Origin of the sequence: Acidocella sp. MX-AZ02 (assembly GCF_000306035.1) — a bacterium.
In the GTDB taxonomy this organism is placed as follows: domain Bacteria; phylum Pseudomonadota; class Alphaproteobacteria; order Acetobacterales; family Acetobacteraceae; genus Acidocella; species Acidocella facilis.
In genome coordinates this window covers 667,721-671,267 of the sequence record NZ_JH976207.1, presented here as the reverse complement: position 1 = coordinate 671,267, position 3,547 = coordinate 667,721, and the positions used below count along the sequence as shown (strand labels likewise).

Genomic DNA, 3,547 nt, shown 5'->3' with positions numbered 1-3,547 from the left:
AAAGCTAAATCAGAAAAAATAAAACCAAGTTTCGGGGTTTTTCAGCAAACTGCTAAAAATTTTCAAAAGTTTTTGGAGGGCGGAGGCGCCAAAGGTTCCAATGCTGCGCAGCAGCGTTGGAAAGGCGCCGGAGGGGTGGGGACTTTTTACAAAAAGTCCCCATGTCTTTCTCAGATGTTACGGAATCAACCGCTCCGCCTGCAACCCGGTAAACAGCTCAAAAAACGCCTCATCCGTCGGCTGATAGAGCGAAAACCCCAGCCGGCGGCTCTTCGACATATCCGTCACCACCTCGATCGGCCGGCCCAGATCCGCATCAGTATGCCAGGGCGAGGCGAGACGGCTCAGATCCGGCTCAACCAGCCTGGCCCGCGCGGCGATATCGGCCCAGCTGCCTTCGTCCTGCGCCATCTGCGCCTCCAGCGGCCGATGCTCGCCGGTAAAGGGGGCGGGCTGCAGCCCGAACCAATCCGCAATCCGCCCCCACATCCAGGACCAGCGGAACACGTCGCCATTCACCACATTGAAGGCCTGGTTGGCGGCCTCCGGCGTCTGGGCGGCCCAGAGCAGATGCGCGGCGAGCAGCCTGGCATCGGTCATATCCGTCAGCCCGTTCCACTGCATGGCCGAACCGGGGAAATAGAACGGCCGCTCCAGCGCCCGGCAGAGCGAGGCATAGACCGCCAGCGTGGTGCCCATATTCATCGCATTGCCCACCGCCTTGCCGATGATCGTATGCGGGCGGTGCACGCTCCAGCTGAAGCCGTCCCGCGCCGCGGCGGCGAATAATTCATCCTCCTGGGCGTAGTAGAAATTCTCCACATCCAGCCTTGGCTGGTCTTCGCGGAAGGGCGTCTGCGGCAGGCTGCCTTTGCCATAGGCCTCGAAGGGGCCGAGATAATGCTTCAAGCCGGTTACCAGCGCGACATGCCGCGTCGCCCCGCCCAGCGCGTTGAGCAGATTGCGCACCATCGCCGCATTCACCCGGATATTCTCCGCCTCGCTGTCCTGGCGCAGCCAGGTGCAGATGAAGACGATCTCCGGCGCCAGCCCGGCCAGCGCGGCTTTCGTGGCCTGCGCATCCAGCAGGTCGGCCGCCACCGGCATTATTCCCGGCTGGCTCTGCGGGCGGCGCGCCAACCCCAGCACCTCCCAGCCCTGGGCGGATAAATGCGAACAGGCCGCGCTGCCAACAATCCCGCTCGCGCCCACCACCAAAGCCGTCTTCGCCATCGCATCTCTCCTTCAAGCTCCCCGCCACATGGGCAGCCCTGCGCCCCGCGCCAACCCGGACGCGTTGACTTTGCAGCGTCTTTGCACCTTCTCTGCGGGCATGAACGCGCATACAGACCTGCTCGCCGCCCTCTCCTTCGATGCCAACGGGCTCGTCGCCGCCATCGCCCAGCAGCATGATAGCGGCGAGATCCTGATGATGGCCTGGATGAACCGCGAGGCCGTGGAAGAAACGCTGCGCACCGGCCAGGTCTGCTATTATTCGCGCTCGCGCGCCAAACTCTGGCGCAAGGGCGAAAGCTCCGGCCAGACCCAGAAGCTGATCGAGCTGCGGATTGATTGCGATGGCGACGCACTGCTGCTGCTGGTCGACCAGACAGGCGTGGCCTGCCACACCGGCCGGCGCAGCTGTTTCTATCGGGCGGTGCGCGAGGACCAGCTGGTCGAAATTGCTGCGCCGCACATCCATCCTGACACACTTTACGGCAAGGCTTGATCTGCAGCCGTTAAATCGGCGAAATGGACCCTAGAGCCATGAAACGCGGAGCGTGACGCGAACAGCGTGACACTCCGGGATAAAAACTAGGGAACCGATCCATGTCTGCGCAAACGCCCCGGCCTAATTTTCTGCGCCCCTTCCTCGCCGCCGCCGCCCTTGCCCTCGCCTTGGGCGGCCTTGCCGTCAGCCGGGTGGCCACCGCCGCGGACACCAAGGATTACCCCGCTGCCTCCCTCTCCGCCCCAACGGACCACGCGGCCTTGCTGGCGCGCGGCAAATATCTGGTCGATGCGGCGGATTGCATGCCCTGCCATACCGGCCCCGGCCAGGCGCCCTTCTCCGGCGGGCTGATCATGCACACCCCGTTTGGCGGCCTCTCCACCCCGAACATCACGCCGGACAAAACCACCGGCATCGGCAACTGGACGGATGCGCAATTCTACGCCGCCCTGCATGATGGCGTCTCGCCCGGCCACAGCTACGGGATTTTCCCGAAATTCCTGTATCCGGCGATGCCCTATACCTCCTACACCAAGCTCTCCTACCCGGATGTGATGGCGATCAAGGCCTATCTGATGAGCCTGCCGCCGGTGGACGCGCCGCGCGCCCCCAGCACCATGAGCTTTCCCTTCAACCAGCGTCCGGTGCTGCTGGGCTGGCGGCTGCTGTTCTTCAAGACCGGCCCGATGAAGATGGACCCGTCCTGGGACGAGCATATGAAGAACGGCGCCTATCTCACCATCGCGCTGGGCCACTGCCAGGAATGCCACACGCCGCGCAACATGTTGCAGGCGACGATGGACGACAAGCAGTTCGCCGGCGCGAAGATCGACAATCTCTATGCCCCCAACATCTCGTCCGACAAAACCTACGGCGTCGGCGGCTGGGCGAAGAATGATCTGATCGCCTATCTGCATGATGACGGCAATCTGGTGAAAGGCTCGCCCTACGGGCCGATGGGCGACATGACCGACCATTCCACCAGCCTGCTGCCGGTCTCCGATATCGCGGACATCGCGGATTTCCTGCAAACCGCGACCAAGCCGCAGAATACCCCGCCCACCCCCGCCATCGCCGATGCGGATGCCTCGATCGCCCGCGGCCAGGCGCTCTATAAAATGAGCTGCGCCGGCTGCCACGGCCAGACCGGCGGCGGTCTGCCGCCGAAACTCGTCCCCAACCTCGCCGGCAATGACAGCGTCACCGCCGAACTGCCGGACAACGCCATCGGCGCCATGCTGGGCGGGCTGGGCAGCTGGGGCGCGCCGGCGATGAAGATGCCGGTCTTCGGCGCCCGGCTGAACGACCAGCAGATCGCCGACATCACCAACTATATCCGCACCGCCTGGGGCAATAAGGGCACCGCCAATGCCACCGCCGAGGATGTGAAGGCGCTGCGGGCGAAAACCCATCTGCAAGGCGCTGGCAGCCTGCAGGCCGATAATCTCGGCTGCCCGGTGATCACCCCGAGCTCGGTCACCGATCCCGGCAATGGCTGGCTGAACATCTATCAGGGCGTCACCCCGGCCACCTTGTCCAACCGCACCAACGCCCTCATCGGCGCGGTGCGCGGCGCCAATAGCAGCATCAGCCCGGCCGACCTCACCAACACGCTGGTCGCCGCCTATTGCCCGGCGCTGGCGCAGGAGCACGGGCTGAGCCTGGCGCAGAAGCAGGCGGCGCTGAAGGATTTCATCGCCAGCGTGCAGCCGCTGGTGGCGGCGCATTAAGAGGTTGCCTGAAAACGATTTTTTAAAGAATCACAAAAGTTTTTTGCGCCGCTTTTTTTCAAAAAAAGCGGCATCGTGACAAAAA

3 protein-coding genes are annotated in these 3,547 nt (G+C 63.6%); 2 read left to right on the top strand and 1 reads right to left on the bottom strand.

Annotated elements, in window-relative coordinates; genetic code table 11:
- Positions 1 to 177: 177 nt before the first annotated feature.
- Entirely contained in the window at positions 178 to 1,233 is a 1,056-nt protein-coding gene (locus tag MXAZACID_RS03330) for an SDR family oxidoreductase (protein WP_008492656.1), read from the bottom strand.
- A gap of 100 nt (positions 1,234 to 1,333) precedes the next feature.
- Between MXAZACID_RS03330 and hisI the strand changes: the two genes are divergently transcribed.
- Positions 1,334 to 1,729: a phosphoribosyl-AMP cyclohydrolase gene (hisI, locus tag MXAZACID_RS03325; protein ID WP_039884689.1), complete on the top strand. Its 396-nt coding sequence runs from the start codon at positions 1,334 to 1,336 to the stop codon at positions 1,727 to 1,729.
- A gap of 101 nt (positions 1,730 to 1,830) precedes the next feature.
- Positions 1,831 to 3,462: a cytochrome c gene (locus tag MXAZACID_RS03320; RefSeq protein ID WP_008492654.1), complete on the top strand. Its 1,632-nt coding sequence runs from the start codon at positions 1,831 to 1,833 to the stop codon at positions 3,460 to 3,462.
- The last annotated feature ends 85 nt before the right edge of the window (positions 3,463 to 3,547 follow it).